This is a genomic window from Pseudomonas sp. CHM02 (genome assembly GCF_000612585.1).
In the GTDB taxonomy this organism is placed as follows: domain Bacteria; phylum Pseudomonadota; class Gammaproteobacteria; order Pseudomonadales; family Pseudomonadaceae; genus Aquipseudomonas.
In genome coordinates this window covers 23,189-42,568 of sequence record NZ_JFCA01000028.1, presented here as the reverse complement: position 1 = coordinate 42,568, position 19,380 = coordinate 23,189, and the positions used below count along the sequence as shown (strand labels likewise).

At 63.2% G+C, this 19,380-nt stretch carries 22 protein-coding genes; 12 read left to right on the top strand and 10 right to left on the bottom strand.

What is annotated here, in order from left to right; all coding sequences use genetic code 11:
- Nucleotide 1: 1 nt before the first annotated feature.
- On the bottom strand, nt 2-712 hold the full coding sequence (locus tag BM70_RS0117390; protein ID WP_025857184.1) for an ABC transporter ATP-binding protein: 711 nt from the start codon (nt 710-712) through the stop codon (nt 2-4).
- A gap of 148 nt (nt 713-860) precedes the next feature.
- Complete coding sequence (locus BM70_RS0117385; protein WP_025857183.1) at nt 861-1,451, bottom strand: DUF2796 domain-containing protein; 591 nt, start codon at nt 1,449-1,451, stop codon at nt 861-863.
- 131 nt (nt 1,452-1,582) lie between these two features.
- Here BM70_RS0117385 and BM70_RS0117380 point away from each other — a divergent pair, with 131 nt between their 5' ends.
- A complete protein-coding gene (locus BM70_RS0117380; protein WP_025857182.1) occupies nt 1,583-1,933 on the top strand; it encodes a hypothetical protein in 351 nt (116 codons plus the stop codon).
- 6 nt (nt 1,934-1,939) lie between these two features.
- Here BM70_RS0117380 and trxA read toward each other — a convergent pair whose 3' ends face one another.
- The 3 genes from trxA to BM70_RS0117365 form a co-directional block, all read right to left on the bottom strand.
- Nucleotides 1,940-2,812, bottom strand: a complete 873-nt coding sequence (trxA, locus tag BM70_RS0117375; RefSeq protein WP_025857181.1) for a thioredoxin — start codon at nt 2,810-2,812, stop codon at nt 1,940-1,942.
- 151 nt (nt 2,813-2,963) lie between these two features.
- Nucleotides 2,964-3,620, bottom strand: coding sequence for a methyltransferase (locus BM70_RS0117370; protein ID WP_025857180.1), 657 nt, complete (start codon nt 3,618-3,620; stop codon nt 2,964-2,966).
- The gene (locus tag BM70_RS0117365) at nt 3,617-4,072 is read right to left on the bottom strand and encodes a YbaY family lipoprotein (protein ID WP_025857179.1); all 456 of its coding nucleotides are present in this window, start codon (nt 4,070-4,072) and stop codon (nt 3,617-3,619) included. The genes BM70_RS0117370 and BM70_RS0117365 overlap by 4 nt, the downstream gene beginning before the upstream one ends.
- Before the next feature lie 140 nt (nt 4,073-4,212).
- Between BM70_RS0117365 and nrdR the strand changes: the two genes are divergently transcribed.
- From nrdR to BM70_RS0117310, 11 genes are all read left to right on the top strand, one after another.
- Nucleotides 4,213-4,677, top strand: a complete 465-nt coding sequence (nrdR, locus tag BM70_RS0117360; protein ID WP_016978538.1) for a transcriptional regulator NrdR — start codon at nt 4,213-4,215, stop codon at nt 4,675-4,677.
- Nucleotides 4,674-5,810, top strand: coding sequence for a bifunctional diaminohydroxyphosphoribosylaminopyrimidine deaminase/5-amino-6-(5-phosphoribosylamino)uracil reductase RibD (gene ribD, locus BM70_RS0117355; protein ID WP_025857178.1), 1,137 nt, complete (start codon nt 4,674-4,676; stop codon nt 5,808-5,810). The genes nrdR and ribD overlap by 4 nt, the downstream gene beginning before the upstream one ends.
- A 48-nt stretch (nt 5,811-5,858) precedes the next feature.
- Nucleotides 5,859-6,521 (top strand): riboflavin synthase, encoded by a 663-nt coding sequence (locus tag BM70_RS0117350; protein WP_005791849.1) that lies wholly within the window; start codon nt 5,859-5,861, stop codon nt 6,519-6,521.
- Between the two features lie 15 nt (nt 6,522-6,536).
- The gene (gene ribBA / locus BM70_RS0117345; RefSeq protein WP_025857177.1) at nt 6,537-7,628 is read left to right on the top strand and encodes a bifunctional 3,4-dihydroxy-2-butanone-4-phosphate synthase/GTP cyclohydrolase II; all 1,092 of its coding nucleotides are present in this window, start codon (nt 6,537-6,539) and stop codon (nt 7,626-7,628) included.
- A gap of 90 nt (nt 7,629-7,718) precedes the next feature.
- Nucleotides 7,719-8,195: a 6,7-dimethyl-8-ribityllumazine synthase gene (ribE, locus tag BM70_RS0117340; RefSeq protein WP_003194576.1), complete on the top strand. Its 477-nt coding sequence runs from the start codon at nt 7,719-7,721 to the stop codon at nt 8,193-8,195.
- Nucleotides 8,192-8,692, top strand: coding sequence for a transcription antitermination factor NusB (nusB, locus tag BM70_RS0117335; RefSeq protein WP_010206836.1), 501 nt, complete (start codon nt 8,192-8,194; stop codon nt 8,690-8,692). Before ribE ends, nusB begins: the two co-directional genes overlap by 4 nt.
- An 18-nt stretch (nt 8,693-8,710) precedes the next feature.
- A complete protein-coding gene (gene thiL, locus BM70_RS0117330) occupies nt 8,711-9,676 on the top strand; it encodes a thiamine-phosphate kinase (protein ID WP_025857176.1) in 966 nt (321 codons plus the stop codon).
- A 66-nt stretch (nt 9,677-9,742) separates the two neighbouring features.
- On the top strand, nt 9,743-10,462 hold the full coding sequence (locus tag BM70_RS0117325) for an ABC transporter substrate-binding protein (RefSeq protein ID WP_025857175.1): 720 nt from the start codon (nt 9,743-9,745) through the stop codon (nt 10,460-10,462).
- Between the two features lie 230 nt (nt 10,463-10,692).
- Nucleotides 10,693-11,310, top strand: coding sequence for a GTP cyclohydrolase II (ribA, locus tag BM70_RS0117320; protein WP_025857174.1), 618 nt, complete (start codon nt 10,693-10,695; stop codon nt 11,308-11,310).
- A complete protein-coding gene (locus BM70_RS31385) occupies nt 11,307-11,726 on the top strand; it encodes a nuclear FMR1 interacting 1 family protein (RefSeq protein WP_034109495.1) in 420 nt (139 codons plus the stop codon). Before ribA ends, BM70_RS31385 begins: the two co-directional genes overlap by 4 nt.
- A complete protein-coding gene (locus BM70_RS0117310; protein WP_025857172.1) occupies nt 11,723-12,508 on the top strand; it encodes a cobalamin-binding protein in 786 nt (261 codons plus the stop codon). Before BM70_RS31385 ends, BM70_RS0117310 begins: the two co-directional genes overlap by 4 nt.
- An 88-nt stretch (nt 12,509-12,596) precedes the next feature.
- Here BM70_RS0117310 and BM70_RS0117305 read toward each other — a convergent pair whose 3' ends face one another.
- The 5 genes from BM70_RS0117305 to BM70_RS0117285 form a co-directional block, all read right to left on the bottom strand.
- Nucleotides 12,597-14,489 (bottom strand): TonB-dependent receptor domain-containing protein, encoded by a 1,893-nt coding sequence (locus BM70_RS0117305; RefSeq protein ID WP_025857171.1) that lies wholly within the window; start codon nt 14,487-14,489, stop codon nt 12,597-12,599.
- 118 nt (nt 14,490-14,607) lie between these two features.
- Nucleotides 14,608-16,506 carry a 1-deoxy-D-xylulose-5-phosphate synthase gene (gene dxs, locus BM70_RS0117300; RefSeq protein WP_025857170.1) on the bottom strand — a complete coding sequence of 633 codons (1,899 nt, stop codon included), beginning with the start codon at nt 16,504-16,506 and terminating at the stop codon, nt 14,608-14,610.
- A 110-nt stretch (nt 16,507-16,616) separates the two neighbouring features.
- Nucleotides 16,617-17,504: a (2E,6E)-farnesyl diphosphate synthase gene (ispA, locus tag BM70_RS0117295; protein WP_025857169.1), complete on the bottom strand. Its 888-nt coding sequence runs from the start codon at nt 17,502-17,504 to the stop codon at nt 16,617-16,619.
- Entirely contained in the window at nt 17,501-17,743 is a 243-nt protein-coding gene (locus tag BM70_RS0117290; RefSeq protein ID WP_003176346.1) for an exodeoxyribonuclease VII small subunit, read from the bottom strand. Before BM70_RS0117290 ends, ispA begins: the two co-directional genes overlap by 4 nt.
- Nucleotides 17,744-17,818: 75 nt before the next feature.
- Nucleotides 17,819-18,958 (bottom strand): Fic family protein, encoded by a 1,140-nt coding sequence (locus BM70_RS0117285; RefSeq protein WP_025857168.1) that lies wholly within the window; start codon nt 18,956-18,958, stop codon nt 17,819-17,821.
- Between the last annotated feature and the right edge of the window lie 422 nt (nt 18,959-19,380).

The window sequence follows — 19,380 nt, the reverse complement described above, 5'->3', positions numbered from 1 at the left end:
CTCAAACCTCTGCGGGCGTGGCGGCGCGATTGAGTTCGGCCAGCGACAGGTTGCGGTCGAACAGCGAAGCCAGGCTCTGGTCATGGCTGACAAACAACAGGCTGGCGCCGGCTTCGCGGCATTCGGCGAACAACAGCTGAAGGAAGGCTTCGCGGGCGTCGTAGTCCAGGGCCGAGGTAGGCTCGTCAGCGATCACCAGTTCCGGTTGGCCGATCAACGCACGGGCGGCGGCGACCCGTTGCTGCTGGCCGATGGACAGCGAGTCGGCGCGACGTTCCAGCAGGTCCTTGTCCTTCAAACCCAGATGCGCCAGCAATGCAGCGGCAGCTTGATCGACACTGCCGTGGCGCTGCTTTGCGCGTTGCGCGCGCAGTTTGGAAAAGTGGCAAGGCAACTCGACGTTCTCACGCACCGACAGGAACGGCAGCAGGTTGAACTGCTGGAAGATGTAGCCGGTGTGGTCGACCCGGAAACGGTCGCGGGCACCGGCCGAAAGGTCGGTCAGCTCCTGGCCGAGCAGGCGGATGCTGCCGCGGCTGGGTTTCTGCACACCGCCGAGCAGGCCCAACAGCGTGGTTTTGCCACTGCCGCTCGGGCCCTTGAGAAACAGGGTTTCGCCCGCTTCCAGGCGAAACGTGGGGATGTCCAGCAACGGTGGGTGGCCGGGCCAGTTGAAGCCCAGGCCGGACAGTTCGATCAACGCTTGAGTCATGGGAAATCAGTGTCGCCTGCTGGCTGGGTTGCAAATGTGGTGCCGGACCCCTGTGGGAGCTGGCTTGCCTGCGATGGCATCGCTGCGGTGTGTCTGCTGTACCGCGGCGTCTGTATCGCAGGCAAGCCAGCTCCCACATGGGGCCACATCAGAATTTAACGGTGGCTGCCGACGCAGTCGCCTCAACACCTTGCTGACCGCTCGGGCCGATCAGTTGTACCTGAATTTTCTGGGTGGCGGGGAAGGTCTTGAACACCTGGGTCAGATCAAGATTGCTCAGCGCCGTCGGCGTGGCGCAGGTGAACTGGTAATGGGCGTGGATTTCGCTGTGGTCGTGATGGTGTTCGTGGGCGCCGTCTTTGGCGTCATCATCATCGTCGTCATGGTCGGCTTCGGGCTTGTCGCCGAACAGCGGGCTATTGAGTTCCTGGGTGCTGACCACACAACCGGCCGCTTTGGGCAGGTTGAACAGGGCGACAGGGTTCTCCAGCTGTTTGCGTGCAACGGCGACCTTGGCTTTATCCGCCGGGGTGGTGGCCAGGTGTTCAAAGCCCACCAGGTTCATTGCCGGGCTGTCCAGCTCTAGCTCCAGGGCCTGGCCGTCGAGTACCGCGTTGAGGCGTCCGACGCCATGTTCGTGGGCGCCGAGGCTGCCGTGTTCATGGTCGTGATCGTCATGAGCATGGGCAACCGCCAGGGGCAGCAGGGCAAACGGTAAAGCAAGCAACAGACGGCGCATGAGACGGCTCCAGGACATGAAAGTTTTGTTATGTGATCTTATAACAATATTGTCGAGAGTTTGACCGTCCGCTTGGCGTTGCGCAAGCCGCATGGGAGCATGCCTGTCAGAAAAGTGCAGGAGTAAGGACGATGTTGCGAATTCGTGGAACCGTCGGCGACTTGCCGGTGGACTTGACCCTGGAGCTGGACGACGGCGACTGGGCACGCCTGGGCGCGCAATTGCAGGCGCCCATCGCCAGCGCGGCGGCTGCGCCCGTGGCTCCGGTCAAACATAATGATGATTTGTGGCAGAGCGCCCAAGACTTGTTGCGCAACGCTGGCCAACTCAGCGGGCTGGAGCTGCTTGACCAGTTGGAAGGCTTGGCGGGCGATGCCTCGGCGGGCAAGCGCCTGTTGGTGCGCCTGCGCCATAGCGCCCAGGTCAAGGTCAGCAGCGGCGGGGATACGCCGCTCTATACCTGGATCGAAACTCCTTTGTAGGAGCGGTTAATACAGCGCGGCGAACAACTTGCGGCGGTACACGGTCACCAGCGGGTGGTCGTTGCCCAACAGTTCGAACACCTGCAGCAAGGTCTTGTGCGGCAGGCCTTCGCTGTAGCTGCGGTTGCGAATGAATAGCTTGAGCAGGCCCTCAAGCGCCGCGTCGTATTGCTGGCGCGCCAGTTGCTGGATCGCCAGCTGATAGGCCGCTTCATCATCTTGCGGGTCTTGCGCCAGGCGGCTTTTCAGGTCGGCGGCGTCCGGCAGGTCGGCAGCCTGGCGCAGGAAGGTGATCTGCGCCTTGGCCCCGGCGAGGGCGGCCTTGTGATCGTCGCTCTTCACGGCGTCCAGCACGGTCTGGGCTTCGCCCAGTTCACCGCGCTCGGCCAGGCAGCGTGCGTACAGGATCAGCGCAGCGGCGTTGGTGTTGTCTTCGCCCAGCAGCACCACCAGCACGGCTTCGGCGTCGCTGATGCGACCTTCGGCAAACAAGGCTTGGGCCTGTTCCAGCGGATTCGCCGCAGCCGGTGGTGGCATCTGCACATGCGGCTCCAGCATGGCCCGCACCGCCGACTCCGGCTGCGCCCCGGCAAACCCATCCACCGGCTGGCCATCCTTGAACAGCACCACGGTCGGCAGGCTGCGAATGCCAAAGCGCGCAACGATATCCTGCTCGGCCTCGCAATCGACCTTGGCCAGTAGCAACTCCCCTTGATAACTCTCGGCAATCTGCGCCAGCAGCGGCATCAACGCCTTGCACGGCGCGCACCACTCGGCCCAGAAATCCACCAGCACGGGTTTTTCGAAGGAGTTCTGGATCACGGCCTGGTCAAAGTTGGCGGTGGTGACATCGAAGATGTACGGCGTGGGCTCACTCATGGGGCGTCTCGAATAAAGCGGGAATGGGGCAACTATAAGGGCTGGCGAGCCTGGCTGAAAGTGCGGTGGATTCGGCACCGCTTTCGCGAGCAAGCCCGCTCCCGCAGGGGGAATGCGGTCACATGTGGGAGCGGGCTTGCTCGCGAAGGTCTCAAGCGCGCCGGGAATGGTACAGACTCACCTTGCGAAACTCCCAAGGCTCCGCCAGATCCGGCAACGTCAGCGCATCAAGGATCTCCAGCCGCTGGTAAGCCGGGTGCTGAAAGTCCCTTACCCGCGAGTCTGCCACCAGTGCTTCGCGGCCTCGGGTCAGGAACTGGTCGAGCAGCGGCAGGTTCGCGCGGTCGTAGAGCACGTCGGCGACCAGGATCAGGTCGAAGCGGTCGGCTTCGGCGAAAAAATCGGCGGAGTAGCCCATTTCCACGCCGTTGAGCTCGGCATTCGCCCGGCAGGAGGCCAACGCCAGCGGGTCGAGGTCGCAGGCCACCACTTCCAGTGCGCCGGCCTTGACCGCCGCAATCCCGGCCACACCGGAACCGGCGCCAAAGTCCAGCACGCGTTTGCCCGCGACCCACTCGGGGTGCGCCGCCAGGTACCGCGCCAGCGCCAGGCCGCTGGCCCAGCAAAAACTCCAGTAGGGCGGTTCATGCAGGATGCGTCGGGTCTCTTCGGGGCTGAAGGCGCGGTCCATGTTGTCCGCATCCAGCAGCCACAACGACAGCTCGGTGCCCGGCAGCGGGCAGGGCACCAGGTGGGCGTCGCCGATCAGTTCGCTCAGGGCCGCTTGCAGGTCCAGCGGTGGCGTCATGGTGCCTTGACGAGTTGCAGGGGGCCGGTGGTCTGGGTGATCGCCTGGGTCACACGCACGGCGGGCAGGTGCAGGATCAACTGGCCGGACTGGCTGGCGCGGCCACGCAATTCGACCCGTGCCCCAGCCGGGAAGGCCTCGGGGTTGAAACGCAGGCGGAAGGCCAGGGGCTGGCCGTTGCCAGTCAGCACGCTGCTGGCGAGCAATTGTTGCGGGCGCGAACGGTCATCGATCACCAGCAACGCCATCTCGACTTCGGCACCGGCCGGCACGTTGGTCAGGCTGCCGCTGATTTCCCGCTGGAAGGCGGGCAGGGGGCCGAGGTCTTCGATGCCGGGGATCTTTTTCTCTTGTGCCGGTGTGGGTTGAGGCGCGGCCGGCTTGGGGGCTTCGCTGCTGCAGGCGACCAGAAAACTGAACAGGGTGAGCAAAACAAGTGGTCGTAACTGCATGTACGGCTCCAGAAAGGGCAAAATCCGTGGCTTAAAAAATATGAAACATAATAGTCAGCCTATATACCGTAAAGGCTATGGCTTGTCTTGCCACGGGGATGCGCTACCATGGCCCTCCCTTTATTTGTTGCCTGCCAACCATGCACTGTCCCTTCTGCGGTGCCAACGACACCAAGGTCATTGACTCGCGTCTGGTCGCCGAGGGCGATCAAGTGCGTCGCCGGCGCGAATGCCTGGCCTGCGGTGAACGTTTCACCACCTTCGAAACCGCCGAACTGGTGTTGCCGCGCCTGATCAAATCCGACGGCAGCCGCCAGCCCTTCGACGAAGAAAAACTGCGCGCCGGTATGCAGCGCGCCCTGGAAAAACGCCCGGTGAGTGTCGAGCGGCTGGAGGCGGCGCTGGTGCATATCAAGCACAAGCTGCGTGCGACCGGCGAGCGCGAGGTCAAGAGCCTGGTGGTGGGAGAACTGGTGATGGGCGAGCTGCAAAAGCTCGACGAAGTTGCCTACATCCGTTTTGCCTCGGTGTATCGACGCTTCCAGGACCTCAATGAGTTCCGCGAAGAGATCGACCGCCTGGCCCGTGAGCCGGTCAAAGAATGAACCCACCGTCTGCTGAACAGGCCGTCCTTGACGCCCATTACATGGCCCGTGCCCTCGAACTGGCACGCAAGGGCCGGTACACCACCCACCCCAACCCGCGGGTCGGCTGCGTGATCGTGCGTGATGGGCAGGTTGTCGGCGAAGGCTGGCACGAGCGTACCGGCGAACCCCATGCCGAACCCAATGCCCTGCGCGCGGCCGGTGACAAGGCCCGTGGCGCCACGGTGTACGTGACCCTCGAGCCTTGCAGCCACCACGGGCGTACGCCGCCGTGCGCGGATGCATTGGTAACGGCCGGTGTCGCCCGCGTCGTGGCCGGCATGCAGGACCCGAACCCCGAAGTGGCCGGGCGCGGCATGCAGCGTTTGGCGCAGGCCGGTATCGAGGTGCGCAGCGGCGTGCTGGAAGCCGAAGCCCGCGCCTTGAACCCCGGTTTTCTCAAGCGCATGGAACACGGCCTGCCCTTTGTGCGGGTCAAGCTGGCGATGAGCCTGGACGGCCGCACCGCCATGGCCAGCGGCGAAAGCCAGTGGATCACCGGCCCTGCCGCCCGCGCCGCGGTACAGCGCCTGCGCGCCGAGGCCAGCGTGGTGTTGACCGGTGCCGACACGGTGCTGGCCGACGGAGCACGGCTGACCGTGCGCGCCGCCGAACTCGGCCTGGACGACGCCACCACCGCCCTGGCCATGTCGCGCCCGCCGCTGCGTGTGCTGATCGACGGCCGCCTGCGGGTGCCACTCAACGCACCGTTCTTCAAGGCCGGCCCGGCGCTGGTCATTACCTGTGTGACCCCGGAAAACCAGTTTCCCCGTGGCCCCGAGTGCCTGGTGGTGCCGGGTGTCGACGGCCAGGTCGATTTGCGTTCGGCCCTGGTGGCGCTGGCCGCCCGTGGCGTCAACGACGTGTTGGTGGAAGCCGGCCCAAGCCTGGCGGGCGCGTTTGCCCAGCAAGGCCTGGTGGATGAGTACGTGATATTCATCGCCGGCAAGTTCCTCGGCTCCGCCGCCCGGCCTTTGCTGGATTGGCCGCTTGAGAAACTGGCCGACGCCCCCCAACTCAAGATCACTGAAATGCGCGCTGTTGGCGACGACTGGCGAGTCACTGCCATCCCTGTGCCAGCAGCGAGCGTATAATTCCCGGCCTGCGCTTGAGCGTCAGCCCCCCGTTTTCAGGAGAACGAAATGTTCACCGGCATTATCGAGTCCATCGGCAGCATCCGTGCAATGACCCCCAAAGGCGGCGACGTACGCCTGCTGGTTGAAACCGGCAAGCTCGACCTGGGCGACGTCAAGCTGGGCGACAGCATCGCTGTCAGCGGCGTTTGCCTCACCGTCATCGAGCTGCCGGGCAACGGCTTCGCTGCCGATGTCAGCCGGGAAACCCTGGACTGCACCGCGATGAACGACCTCAAGGCCGGCAGCCCGGTGAACCTGGAAAAAGCCCTGACCCCGACTACCCGCCTGGGCGGCCACCTGGTGAGCGGCCACGTCGACGGCGTCGGCGAAGTGGTCGCACGCAGCGAAAACGCACGTGCCGTGGAGTTCCGCATCCGCGCGCCCAAGGAGCTGGCCAAGTACATCGCCCACAAGGGTTCGATCACCGTCGACGGCACCAGCCTGACCGTGAACGCCGTGAATGGCGCCGAATTTGAACTGACCATCATTCCCCACACCCTCAGCGAAACCATCATGGCCTCGTACCAGCCGGGTCGCCGGGTGAACCTGGAAGTAGACTTGCTTGCCCGTTACCTGGAGCGCCTGTTGCTGGGCGAAAAGGCCGCAGAGCCTGCATCCGGTAACATCACCGAAAGTTTTCTGGCCGCTAACGGCTACCTGAAATCCTGACCAAGGGGGTGCCGCGTGGCGCTCAATAGCATCGAAGAACTGGTTGAAGACATCCGCCAAGGCAAGATGGTCATCCTGATGGATGACGAAGACCGCGAGAACGAAGGCGACATCATCATGGCCGCCGAGGCCTGCAAGCCCGAGCACATCAACTTCATGGCCAAGCACGCCCGCGGGCTGATCTGCATGCCCATGAGCCGCGAGCGCTGCGAATTGCTCAAGCTGCCGTTGATGGCGCCGCGCAATGGTTCGGGTTTCGGCACCAAGTTCACCGTGTCCATCGAAGCCACCACGGGTGTCACCACCGGGATCTCCGCCGCTGACCGTGCGCGCACCGTACAAGCCGCTGCCGCGAAAGACGCCAAGGCCGAAGACATCGTCAGCCCAGGCCATATCTTCCCGCTGATGGCCCAGCCGGGTGGCACCCTGGCCCGTGCCGGCCATACCGAAGCCGCCTGCGACCTCGCGCGCATGGCCGGTTTCGAGCCAAGTGGCGTGATCTGCGAAGTGATGAACGACGACGGCACCATGGCCCGTCGTACTGAGCTCGAAGCGTTTGCCGCCGAACACGACCTCAAGATCGGCACCATTGCCGACCTGATCCACTACCGCATGATCCACGAACGTACCGTTCAGCGGATTGCGGAGCAGCCTCTGGACAGCGAACTGGGCCAATTCAATTTGGTGACCTACCGTGATTCAGTGGAAGGCGACGTGCACATGGCCCTGACCCTGGGCACCATTTGCGCCGAAGAGCCGACCCTGGTCCGCGTGCACAACATGGACCCGTTGCGCGACCTGCTGATGGTCAAGCAACCCGGCCGCTGGAGCCTGCGCGCCGCCATGGCTGCGGTCTCCGAGGCGGGCAGCGGTGTCGTGCTGTTGCTCGGCCACCCACTGGATGGCGATGTACTGCTGGCGCATATCCGTGAAACCGCGGACCACGCGCCGGTGAAAAAACCGACCACCTACAGCATCGTCGGTGCCGGTTCGCAGATCCTGCGTGACTTGGGCGTGCGCAAAATGCGCCTGATGAGTGCGCCAATGAAATTTAATGCGATATCCGGTTTCGACCTGGAAGTAGTAGAATACGTGCCCTCCGAATAAAGGCTGGCGATTTTCGCCCCTTGTTCGCGGTTCAAATATCACTAAGGGACGCGTCATACACGCGTCCCGGCTCTTTAAGAGATTTGTCGAATGACCCTGAAGACCATCGAAGGTACCTTCATCGCCCCCAAAGGCCGCTACGCCCTGGTGGTTGGCCGCTTCAACAGCTTCGTGGTTGAAAGCCTGGTAAGCGGTGCCGTGGACGCTCTGGTTCGCCACGGTGTGAGCGAAAGCGACATCACCCTTATCCGTGCCCCTGGCGCCTTCGAAATTCCACTGGTTGCGCAAAAAGTTGCCCAGCAGGGTGAATACGCGGCAATCATCGCCCTGGGCGCGGTCATTCGTGGCGGTACGCCGCACTTCGAATACGTGGCCGGCGAATGCACCAAGGGCTTGGCCCAGGTGTCCATGGAGTTCGGCGTGCCCGTCGCTTTCGGCGTGCTGACCGTTGATTCCATCGAGCAAGCCATCGAGCGTTCCGGCACCAAGGCCGGCAACAAAGGCGCTGAAGCTGCCCTGTCCGCCCTGGAAATGGTCAGCCTGCTGTCGCAGTTGGAGGCCAAGTGATTTCCGACGAGAGCGACAACTTCAACCCGCGCGAGCCACGCCCAGCAGACGCCGGCAAGCCATCCAAGAACGAGAAGCGTCGCGCTGCTCGTCAGTTGGCGACCCAGGCGCTGTACCAGCGTCACCTGGCGGGTGCCTCGTTGAACGAAATCGAGGCGCAGTTTCGCGTCGACAACGATTTCACCTTCGCCGACCTGCCGTACTTCCACGACATCCTGCACGGTGTGCATGCCCACCTGACCGAGATCGATACAGCCCTGGCGCCTTGCCTGGACCTGACCATCGAAGAGCTGGACCCGGTTGAGCTGTGCGTGATGCGCCTGTCGGCCTGGGAACTGCTGTACCGCGTCGACGTGCCGTACCGCGTGGTAATCAACGAAGGTATCGAACTGGCGAAAGTCTACGGTTCGACCGACGGCCACAAGTTCGTCAACGGCGTGCTCGACAAGCTGGCCCCGCGCCTGCGTGAAGCCGAAGTGAAGGCGTACAAGCGCTGAATGGCGCTTGAAACCTGAATGGGCGAGTTTGAGCTGATCCGCAACTACTTCGCCGCCGCGCCCTGTGCGCAGGGCGGCGAAGGCATTGCCTTGGGGATTGGCGATGACTGCGCCTTGCTGGCGCTCCCCGCCGGGGAGCAGTTGGCAATCTCCACCGATACATTGGTGGCCGGGGTGCATTTTTCCGACCCCTGCGACCCGTTCCTGCTGGGCCAGCGTTCGTTGGCCGTGGCAGTCAGCGACCTGGCCGCCATGGGCGCCCATCCCCTCGCGTTTACCCTTGCCCTGACCACGCCGACCGTCAATGCCGATTGGCTGCAGCGCTATGCCCAGGGGTTGAACCTCATGGCGCAACGCTGCGGCGTGGGCCTTGTGGGCGGTGATACCACCTGTGGGCCGCTGAGCCTGACCATGACCGTGTTTGGTCGTGTGCCGGCCGGGCAAGCCTTGACCCGCAGCGGTGCGCGACCGGGCGACCTGCTGTGTGTCGGCGGCGAGCTGGGCAATGCCGCCGGCGCCTTGCCGCTGGTATTGGGCCAGCGCAGCGCCGACGCGGCGGTTGCCGACCCGCTGCTGGCCCACTACTGGTCGCCGCAACCGCAGCTGGCCCTGGGGCTGGCGCTGCGCGGCAAGGCCACGTCTGCGATGGATATTTCCGACGGGCTCCTGGCCGATTGCGGGCATATCGCCACGGCTTCGGCCGTCAGCCTGTTGATCGAGCGCCAGCGCTTGCCATTGTCCCAGGCGCTGCTGGCGTTTGTCGGCGATGACGAAGCGCGCGTGGCGGCATTGAGTGGGGGCGACGACTACGTGCTGGCGTTCACCCTGCCGCCCGCCGAACTGGCGCCGTTGCTCGCCGATGGCTGGCCGATCCACGTGATCGGCCGGGTCGAGGCGGGGCAGGGTGTCACCTTGCTCGATGCCAATGGGCAGGACATCACCCCGGCGATCCGTGGCTATCAGCATTTTCGCGAGACGCCCTGAATCGACGAGCTGCGCTACCCTCTATAGCGTTATCACGCAAGCAAGGCCCTGTAGGAGGTCGTCACCATGGATGTGCGCCGTTGGTTGCTGATCGTGCTGTGTGCCTGTACGGCTGTGGTCCAGGCGCAGGATGTGCCCGGTAAGATCATGCTGGCCAGTGAGGAATGGAACGACTACACCAACAAAGATGGCAGCGGCTTGGCCTGGGACGTCCTGCGCCACGTCTTCGAACCCGCCGGTATCAAGTTGCAGACTCGCTCCGTGCCTTACACCCGCTCGGTCGGCCTGGCCCAGCGCGGCGAGGTGGATGGCTGGGTGGGTGCCTATCGTGATGAAGCCAAGGGCGTGTTGTACCCCCACTGGAACTTCGATTCCGACCATATCTACGCCCTCGGGTTGGCCAATACTCCCGCGCCGACGCTGGCCAAACTGGGCAATTACCGCCTGGCCTGGGTGCGCGGCTACAAGTACGAGGAGTACTTGCCCAATGTGCGCCGTTTCAACCAGATCGAGCGCCGCGACGGCATTTTGCCAATGCTGGAGCACGCGCGGGCCGACTTCTATATCGATGCGTTGACCGAGGCCAAGTACGTGCTCAACCAGGCGGATGACCCGTCGACGTTCACTCTCACCCACATCGCCGAGCTCCCGCTCTACCTCGGTTTTGCCGATAACGAACGAGGTCGCGCCTTGATGGCCGTATTCGACCAACGCATGGCTGTCCTGGTGAAAAGCGGCGAGTTAAAGCCACTTTTCGAGCACTGGAAACAACCCTATCCGTTCTAGGTTCCTGTAGGCGCGAGCGTGCTCGCGAAAAACGTCAACGATAACGCCGGCAGTCTGGATGAGCGCGGCGCTTGCGGATTTTTCGCGAGCAAGCTCGCTCCTACACATAGAACCAGGATGAAGGCCAATCGAACCGATTGATCTTTATCAGCGATAATTCAGCTTAAGCGTCTGTAGGAACGTGCTGTTACAATGGCCGCCTCTGTAAAAACTGAAATCAGGAGCACACGGTGCCCGTCGTTTTCGTCGCCGCTTCCAGGCTGCCTACCCCTTTTGCCACGTTCACCATGAACGGCTTTCTCGAAGAAGCCACCGGGCGCGAGCACGTTGTGCTCAGCCTGGGCGATATCGCCGATGGCGCGCCGGTGCTGGGCCGTGTGCACTCCGAATGCCTGACCGGCGATGCGCTGTTCAGCCAGCGCTGCGACTGCGGTTCGCAACTGGAAGCCGCCATGCGGGCCATCGCCCGTGAAGGCCGGGGCGTGCTGCTGTACTTGCGTCAGGAAGGCCGTGGCATTGGCCTGATGAACAAGATCCGCGCCTACGAGCTGCAAGATGGCGGCGCCGATACCGTCGAGGCCAACGAGCGCCTGGGCTTCGCCGCCGACCAGCGTGACTACGCGATCTGCCTGCCGATGCTGGAGCACCTGGGCGTCAAGTCCCTGCGCCTGATGACCAACAACCCGCGCAAGGTCAAGGCCTTGACCGAGATGGGCATCACCGTGGCCGAGCGCGTGCCGCTGCACACCGGGCACAACCCGCACAACAAACTCTACCTGGCCACCAAGGCCAGCAAGCTCGACCACATGATGGGCAACGAGCACCAGGGCGAGGTCGACCGCGCGTGACCCGTGGCCAGGTGAAGCGGCGGCTGTCCTTCAATTGGTGGCAGTACCTGGCCCTGGCGTTGCTCCCCCTGTTTGTGCTCAACCTGGTGTTCGGCCAGTCCGAATCCCTGCTGCCGGTGCTGGCAATGCCGTTCTTCATTGCTGGCGTGGCCTCGATGTTCCTCAGCCTGCGTTATTTCAACGGCTATAAACACGCGTTGATCGCTACCTCCAAAGCCCTCGATACCCCTGAAGAACCGGCTGCCTGGATCACCTTGGCAGCCCGGCGGCGCACCGCGTTGCTGATCGCTGCCGTGCCGGCCTGGATCGGCGCGCTGGCGGTGTTTGTCGGCCTGGAAGCGGTGCCGCTGTTCCTGCTGGCGCTGTCGACTGTGGTGCTGTTCTACCTCTACCGCATTCCCCGCCAACTGGGATGAAGCGCTACTGGCTGGCAGTGCTGCTGGCATTGAGTGCCCAGGCGCTGGCGGCCGAGCGGGTGGTGAGCCTGGCGCCTTCCTTGTCTGAAATCGTCGCTGAACTGGGTGCCGCCGATGTGCTGGTGGGCGTGCTCGACGGCGGCGATCGTCCCGCGGCGTTGGCGCAGGTGCCGTCCGTGGGGCACTACGGTCAGTTGGACATGGAGCGCTTGCTCAGTCTCAAGCCCGACCTGATCCTGCTGTGGCCCGGCAGTGTCGGCCCGGCGCAGCGCGAGCAGCTGCAGCGCCTGAACATTCCGGTGTACGTCGCCGAACCCCACAGCCTTGAACAGCTCACCACCCAGGTGCAGGCCATTGCCGAGCAATTGGGTCGCCCTGATGCCGGTCGACAGTTGGCCGCGCAATTGCGCCAACGCCTGGCCGAACTGCGCCAGCGCTATCAGCGTACCGAACCACTGCGGGTGTTCTACCAGGTGTGGAACCAGCCGCTGTATACCGTGGGCGGTGGGCAGATCATCAGCGATGCCTTGAGTGTGTGCGGCGCGCGCAATGTGTTCGATGACCTCAAGCTGCCGGCGCCGCAGGTGAATATCGAATCGGTGTTGCAGCGTGATCCCGAGATGATTCTGGTGGGCGATCAGGCGCAGCAGGATGCGTGGAAGGTCTGGCCGTCGATGGCCGAGCGGGTGCGCGTGGTGCCGGACAAAGGCCTGGAGCGGCCCAGCGGGCAGATGCTGGAGGCGGTGGGGCGGTTGTGTCAGGTGGTTGCGCCGTACCGCTGACATAGCTATCGCCGGCAAGCCAGCTCCAGGGGGAATGCATTCCAAATGCAGGAGCTGGCTTGCCAGCGATGAGGCCGGGTCTGCCCACTCAGAGTTCAGGCGTCCAAGTGACCCCAAACATCCACACCCGTCCTTCTTCACGGTAATGCTGGTTGTTTTCGAAGTCCGGGTCCTGATAGCTGTACATCGCCCGTGCATACTCCTTGCCCAGCACGTTATCGACCTTCACTGACAGCAGCACCTCGCGGTTCAGCGCCCAACTGCTGCGTAGCCCCAACAAGGCATACCCGCCGAGGCGATTGCGGTTCTCTTCATCGTCATAGCTACTGCTGATGGCTTGCCAACTGGCGCCCAGCCCAAGCTTGTCAAACTGCCGATCCAAGTCCAGGTTCAGAGTGCGCCGCGCCCGGCGGGCCAGGGTATGGCCGCTGTCACGGTCACGAGGGTCGATGATCGAGACGCCTAGATTGCCTTGCCAACCGAACAGTTGTTGCTTCAGCGCGGCTTCAAAGCCATTGATGCGTGCGGACGCCACGTTGTGTGGGATGTAGAAGTCCACCGGCTGCGCGACGATGGCGTCCTTCAGGTCGGTGCGATACAGCGAGGTTTCCAAGCGCAGGGTGTCACTCAGTTGACTGCGCCATTGCAGCTCATAGGTTTTTGAATGCTCGGGCTTGAGGTCGGGGTTGCTGCTGCCGGGGTAGTACAAGTCGTTGAAGCTGGGCGCGCGGAAGCCTTCGCTGTAAGACAGCAGCACTTCATTGTCTGGGTTCAGCGGTACGGTCAGGGTGCCACTCCAGGTGTTCTGGCTGCCGAACTGCTGGTTGGTGTCGTGGCGCAGGCCCAACTCGGTGGAAAACCGTTCGGTCGCGAAGCGATGCTGGATAAACGCCGCGCGGTTCCAGCGGCTGTCCGCGTCAAAGTCGGTGGTGGCATGCACTCGATCTTCGTACCAGTCGCCACCGAGGATCAGGCTGTTGCGCTCATCCAGAGTCAAATCGTTCTGCCAGTTCACCGCGTCGCGATAGGTGTTGAAAGCGCTGCCCTCAGCACTGAGGTGGTCGCGCTTGGTGTCGCGGTTCTCGGTGTGGCCCAGTTCCAGTCGGGTCTGCCAGCGCTCGTTGAGTTTGGCGTCGACATAACTGCTGGCGCTGCTCACCGTGTAGTCGGTGTAGGGCTTCTGGCCGACGGTTTCGAAAAAGCTGACGTAGCGCCCGAACGGGTTGTCATATTCCGACTTGCCCCGACCATCCAGCAGGTTGAAGCCGACTTCGAGGTCATCGTTCAGCGAGTGGCTGAGGTTCAGGCTCAAGGACTTGTTGCGATAGGCGTCATGATCACCATCGCTGGCAAACGATTCATGAGTCCAATTGATGCCTCGGGTTTCATCCAGGCTGGCCCCGAGGTTGAAGCGCGTGCGCTCATCGCCGCCCGACAGGCCGAGGCTGCGTTCCCACGTCTGGTTGCTGCCAAAACCCACATGCAGGCGCGGATGAAGGCCGCCTTGGGCATTGCGTCGGGTGAAAATCTGGATAACCCCGCCGATGGCATCGCTGCCGTAGATCACTGAGCGCGAGCCGCGCAGCACTTCCACACGTTCAATCTGGTCAACGCTCAAAAACTGCAGGCCGCTGTCGCCCGAGGTGGCGTTGGCAATGCGCTGGCCGTCCACCAGCACCAGGCTCTGGGCCGTCTTGGTGCCGCGAATGAACACCCCCGGCAAACTGCCGCGGCCACCGGTGGGCGCGATCTGCACGCCGGGCACGCGGCTGAGCAGGTCGGTGAGGCTGGTGGGTTGCAGGCGGTCGATGTCGTCGCGGGTGAACACGGTGTTGGCGGCGCTGCTGTCGTTGCGAGCCTGGACCTGGCGGTTGGCGCTGATGACCACATCGGGGAGTTTCAAGGCGTCGTCGCGGGTGTCGGCGAGCAGGTCGGTGGCAGGCAGAAGAAGAAAGGGCAGGGCAAAGCGCAGACGATTCATAGGCTGTCCATAGCGTTGTAGGAGCCGGCTTGCGGGCGATGGCGGTCTGTCTGACACATTGATGTTTAATGTGCGGCTGCTATCGCTGGCAAGCCAGCTCCTACAAGTGTTCGGGGTGTTACAGGCCGAGTAGTGCCATGCGCTCGCGCACTGACGCTTCAATGCCGGCCTCATCCAACCCGCATTCCGCCAGCATCTGCGCCGGCTTGGCGTGTTCGACGTACACATCCGGCAGGCCCAGGTGCAGCACCGACTTGAGGATATTCTCCCGCGCCAGGAACTCGCTGACCGCCGCACCGGCGCCGCCCATGATGGCGTTTTCTTCGACGGTCACCAGCAGCTCATGGCGGCCGGCAATTTCACGCACCAGGTCTTCATCCAGGGGTTTGACGAAGCGCATGTCGACCACGGTAGCGTCGATTTTCTCGGCGACTTTCAGCGCTTCGGCCAGTTGCACGCCGAACACCAGGAACGCAGTCTTGCTGCCTTGGCGACGTACGACGCCCTTGCCGATCTCGATAGGCTCCAGGTCCTTTTCGATCTCCGCATTCGGGCCGTTGCCACGCGGATAACGCACGGCGGCCGGGCCGTTGTACAGGTGGCCGGTGCTGAGCATCTTGCGCAGTTCATTCTCGTCGCTCGGCGTCATCACCAGCATGCCGGGGATGCAGCGCAGGTAGGACAGATCGAAGCTGCCCGCGTGGGTCGGGCCGTCTTCGCCCACCAGGCCGGCGCGGTCGATGGCGAACAGCACATCGAGGTTCTGCACCGCCACGTCATGCACCAACTGGTCGTAGCCACGCTGCAGGAAGGTGGAGTAGATCGCCACCACCGGCTTGGCGCCTTCACAGGCCATGCCGGCGGCGAAGGTCACCGCGTGCTGCTCGGCAATCGCGACGTCGAAGTAACGCAGCGGGAAGCGCTCGCTGAACGCCACCAGGTCGGAGCCTTCCTTCATCGCCGGGGTAATGCCCACCAGGCGCGGGTCGGCAGCGGCCATGTCGCACAGCCATTCGCCGAACACACCGGAATACTTCGGACCGCTGGCCTTTTTCGGCGCGGCGGCGGGAGCGTTGAGGGGATCCAGCTTGGTGATCGCGTGATAACCGATCGGGTCGACTTCCGCCGGAGCGAAGCCTTTGCCTTTCTTGGTAACGATATGCAGGAACTGCGGGCCCTTGAGGTCGCGCATGTTGCGCAGCGTGGCGATCAGGGTGGGCAAGTCGTGGCCGTCGATCGGACCGATGTAGTTCCAGCCCAGTTCTTCGAACAGGGTGCCGGGTACCAGCATGCCCTTGGCGTACTCTTCGGTGCGCCGGGCAATTTCCCACGCGCCGGGCAGGCGCGAGAGCACCTTCTTGCTGCCTTCGCGCATGCTGGCGTAGGTGCGGCTGGAGAGAATCTTGGCCAGGTAATTGGACAGGCCGCCGACATTGCGCGAGATCGACATGTCGTTGTCGTTGAGGATCACCAACATGTTGGCGTCCACTTCCGGCGCATGGTTCAGCGCTTCGAAGGCCATGCCGGCGGTCAGCGCGCCATCACCGATCACGGCAATTGCCTTGCGATCACTGTTTTGCAGGCGGGCGGCAATCGCCATGCCCAGCGCTGCACTGATGGAGGTGCTGGAGTGGCCGACGCCAAAGGTGTCGTACTCGCTCTCGGAGCGGCGCGGGAAGGCGGCAATGCCGTCCTTCTGGCGCAGGGTGCCCATGCGCTCGCGACGGCCCGTGAGGATCTTGTGCGGATACGCCTGATGGCCCACGTCCCACACCAGCCGATCGTCTGGGGTGTCGAACACGTAATGCAGGGCGATGGTCAGCTCGATGACGCCCAGGCCGGCACCAAAATGCCCACCGGTCTGGCCGACCGTGTAGAGCAATTCCAGGCGCAACTCATCGGCCAGGGTTTCCAGCTCGGCTTCACCCAGTCGACGCAGGCCGGCCGGCGTGACAGCACGGTCAAGCAGGGGCGTGGACGGGCGCTTGCGGGGAATCTCTTGAAACGTCGTGGGCATCAGGCGAATCGTTATAGGTATAGAAGAGGCGGCAGTTTACCTCAAGCATCGCAAACTGCCCACGCAGAGCGCCGAACTTGGCCGATATGCGGCTGCAAAGGCCGCCGTGATCAGTGGCGGCGTTCGACGATATACCGCGCCAGGTCGCGCAGTGGCTCGGCCGCCGCGTCGAAAGGTCGCAGGGCATCCAGGGCCTGGTCACGCAGCTCCAAGGCATAGGCCTTGGCCGCTTCCAGGCCCAGCAGCGCAGGATAAGTCGGCTTGTCCCGCGCGATATCGGCGCCTTGGCGTTTGCCCAGGGTCGCGGTGTCACTTTCGACGTCGAGAATGTCGTCCTGCACCTGGAACGCCAGGCCGATGGCCCGGGAATAGGTCTGCAGGGCCGCCAATTGCGCGGGGGCGGCACGCCCGCTGGCCAGTGCGCCCAAGTGCACGGCGGCTTCGATCAAGGCGCCGGTCTTGTGGCGGTGCATGTATTCCAGTGCCTGTTGATCCAGCTTCTGGCCCACCGAGCCGAGGTCGATGGCCTGGCCGCCGACCATGCCCGCCGGCCCTGCCGCCACGGCCAGGGCCGTGACCATGCGCAAGCGGACCTCGGCACTGACGCTGCTCAGCGCCGGGTCCAGCAGTGCGCTGAACGCCAGGCTTTGCAGGCCATCGCCGGCCAGAATCGCGCAGGCTTCATCAAAGGCTTTATGGGTGGTGGGCTGGCCGCGACGCAAGTCATCGTCGTCCATTGCCGGCAAATCGTCATGCACCAGGGAGTAGGCGTGGATCAACTCGACCGCACAGGCCGCGCCATTGGCCTGCTCGGCCGGCGCGCCCAGGGCTTCGCACGCTGCATACGCCAGCAACGGGCGCACGCGCTTGCCGCCATTCATCACGCTATAGCGCATGGCTTCGTAAAGACGCTTGAGTTCGGGGCTTGGCGCAACAAACAAGGGTTCCAACGCCGCATTGACCCGGGCTTGGCTACTGGCCTGATACGCGTCGATCATTCGGGCTGTTCCGCATCGAAAGGTTCTTCGGCCAACTCCCCGTCACGTTCCAGCAGCACCTGCACCTTCTGCTCCGCCTGCGCAAGCGCGCTCTGGCAGTCACGGGTCAGGCCAATGCCTTGCTCAAACGCCGTCAACGAGTCTTCCAGCGACAACTCGCCGTTCTCCAGCCGCTCGACCAGGGTTTGCAGGTCGGCGAGGGATTGTTCGAAATCGAGTGCAACTTTTTTGCGGGCCATGGCGGCTATTCCGGTAGACGGTAAACCGGCGGGACACTAGCAGACATGGGGATTCTGGGCAAATGAGCGGGGGCGTCACTTGCCCGCGGCATTGACCTGATACCGTGTGCTACGGCCGCCTCCGGGGAGTCGAACCAGGCAGTTCTTTTCCAGCAAGTCAGCCAGGTGGCGAGTCGCCGTGGCCTTGGATACCTTGGCCACAGCTTGATACTGCGCGGCGCTGATGCCGTGTTCAAAGCCTTTTTCACCGCCGTCGAGCAGGCGGTTGAGCACCTTGATCTGTTCGGCAGACAGCGCGAGGTCACGGTGCTGCTGCCAGAAACGGCTCTTGTCCAAGACCCGGTCAATCCACGCTATCGCCTGTTCCAGGCTGCGCAAGAGGGTGTTGAGGAACCATTCCAGCCAGTCGGTGATATCCAATGTGGCCTTCTGGCTGGACTCCAGCGCGTTGTAATAGCCGGCGCGGTCTTCGAGGATGCAGGCCGACATGGCGTAAAAGCGGATGGCCTGGTGTTCACCTTGGGCCAGCGCCAAATCGGTGATGGCGCGTGTCAGGCGACCATTGCCGTCATCGAAGGGGTGCAGGGTGACAAACCAGAAATGTGCCACGCCGGCGCGGACCAGCGGGTCCAGTTCCGGTTGGTTGCGGCTGGTTTCAAACCATTCCAGGAACTCCTCCAGCGCGTGTTCCAGGCCTTCGCGTGGCGCCGCCTCGAAATGAACCGTTGGCCGATCAAGTCGCCCCGATACCACCTGCATCGGCTCATCCCCGCGCAACACTCCGATATTCAGTGCGCGCGCAGCAAAGCCGGCTTGCTGGGCGGGGAATAGCAGGTGGTGCCAATTCAATAGGCGGGCGAGGGTGAATGGTTGTGCAAATTGTTGCGTGGCATCCATCATCAGCTCTGCGAGGCCCTCGCTGCGACGGCTGACCTGACCGTCTTTCATCGCCTCCAGGCCCATGCGTCGTGCCAGTGACGAGCGCACCGAGCCGACATTCAGTTGCTCGCCCTCGATTGCCGAAGAGGTCAGGATGTTTTGCAGCAACGCATCCAGTTCATTCTGTGCGCTGACCGCCTGGCTGACGGTGCCGAGCATGCCCAGTAACCGGCCCTGAGCGTGCCCACACTCACGCAGCACGACGGCCAGGCGTCCCGGTTGCCAGTGGAAATGCGGCCAGTCGGCGTGTTGCCAGATCCAGAACGGATGGTTCATGGGCGAATACCTGATGCGTGAGCCGAATATCAGGTTTATTCGGCTCATTGAGTGAGCCGATTGTGCATTCTATTCGGCTCATCGTCCACTCAGCGCGGGGTTGTCGCCAGTTGAGAGTATCGGCCATGTGCATCTTTCAATTGGCCTTCGAACTCCGCACTCCTCCTTTCAGGGTCGCTTCGCAACCAGCGCGGGACAAGCCCGCTCGCCACAGTTGCAGTGTTCGCCCTTAATGGGGTGGTATCAGCCAATCTCACGCGTGAGCTATTGAGTGTGGCGAAAATAGCCTGTAGATTTTCTCACGCGTGAGTTTTTCACAGCGAGGTCAGTACCATGAAAAGCCGCTCTCCATCGAGCCCGTCTCCCGGGTCCGATACCGATTCAGCAAGCCTTCAGGGAGAGCGCTTGAAGCCGTCCGCAAA

What these genes read in the sequence shown, in the direction of transcription:
- BM70_RS0117285 (WP_025857168.1), bottom strand. Translation starts at nt 18,958, where the DNA reads ATGAACCATCCGTTCTGGATCTGGCAACACGCCGACTGGCCGCATTTC.
- BM70_RS0117390 (WP_025857184.1), bottom strand. Translation starts at nt 712, where the DNA reads ATGACTCAAGCGTTGATCGAACTGTCCGGCCTGGGCTTCAACTGGCCC.
- BM70_RS0117305 (WP_025857171.1), bottom strand. Translation starts at nt 14,489, where the DNA reads ATGAATCGTCTGCGCTTTGCCCTGCCCTTTCTTCTTCTGCCTGCCACC.
- dxs (WP_025857170.1), bottom strand. Translation starts at nt 16,506, where the DNA reads ATGCCCACGACGTTTCAAGAGATTCCCCGCAAGCGCCCGTCCACGCCC.
- BM70_RS0117350 (WP_005791849.1), top strand. Translation starts at nt 5,859, where the DNA reads ATGTTCACCGGCATTATCGAGTCCATCGGCAGCATCCGTGCAATGACC.
- BM70_RS0117380 (WP_025857182.1), top strand. Translation starts at nt 1,583, where the DNA reads ATGTTGCGAATTCGTGGAACCGTCGGCGACTTGCCGGTGGACTTGACC.
- trxA (WP_025857181.1), bottom strand. Translation starts at nt 2,812, where the DNA reads ATGAGTGAGCCCACGCCGTACATCTTCGATGTCACCACCGCCAACTTT.
- nrdR (WP_016978538.1), top strand. Translation starts at nt 4,213, where the DNA reads ATGCACTGTCCCTTCTGCGGTGCCAACGACACCAAGGTCATTGACTCG.
- ribE (WP_003194576.1), top strand. Translation starts at nt 7,719, where the DNA reads ATGACCCTGAAGACCATCGAAGGTACCTTCATCGCCCCCAAAGGCCGC.
- ispA (WP_025857169.1), bottom strand. Translation starts at nt 17,504, where the DNA reads ATGATCGACGCGTATCAGGCCAGTAGCCAAGCCCGGGTCAATGCGGCG.
- BM70_RS0117325 (WP_025857175.1), top strand. Translation starts at nt 9,743, where the DNA reads ATGGATGTGCGCCGTTGGTTGCTGATCGTGCTGTGTGCCTGTACGGCT.
- ribD (WP_025857178.1), top strand. Translation starts at nt 4,674, where the DNA reads ATGAACCCACCGTCTGCTGAACAGGCCGTCCTTGACGCCCATTACATG.
- BM70_RS0117370 (WP_025857180.1), bottom strand. Translation starts at nt 3,620, where the DNA reads ATGACGCCACCGCTGGACCTGCAAGCGGCCCTGAGCGAACTGATCGGC.
- BM70_RS0117310 (WP_025857172.1), top strand. Translation starts at nt 11,723, where the DNA reads ATGAAGCGCTACTGGCTGGCAGTGCTGCTGGCATTGAGTGCCCAGGCG.
- thiL (WP_025857176.1), top strand. Translation starts at nt 8,711, where the DNA reads ATGGGCGAGTTTGAGCTGATCCGCAACTACTTCGCCGCCGCGCCCTGT.
- BM70_RS0117385 (WP_025857183.1), bottom strand. Translation starts at nt 1,451, where the DNA reads ATGCGCCGTCTGTTGCTTGCTTTACCGTTTGCCCTGCTGCCCCTGGCG.
- BM70_RS0117365 (WP_025857179.1), bottom strand. Translation starts at nt 4,072, where the DNA reads ATGCAGTTACGACCACTTGTTTTGCTCACCCTGTTCAGTTTTCTGGTC.
- BM70_RS0117290 (WP_003176346.1), bottom strand. Translation starts at nt 17,743, where the DNA reads ATGGCCCGCAAAAAAGTTGCACTCGATTTCGAACAATCCCTCGCCGAC.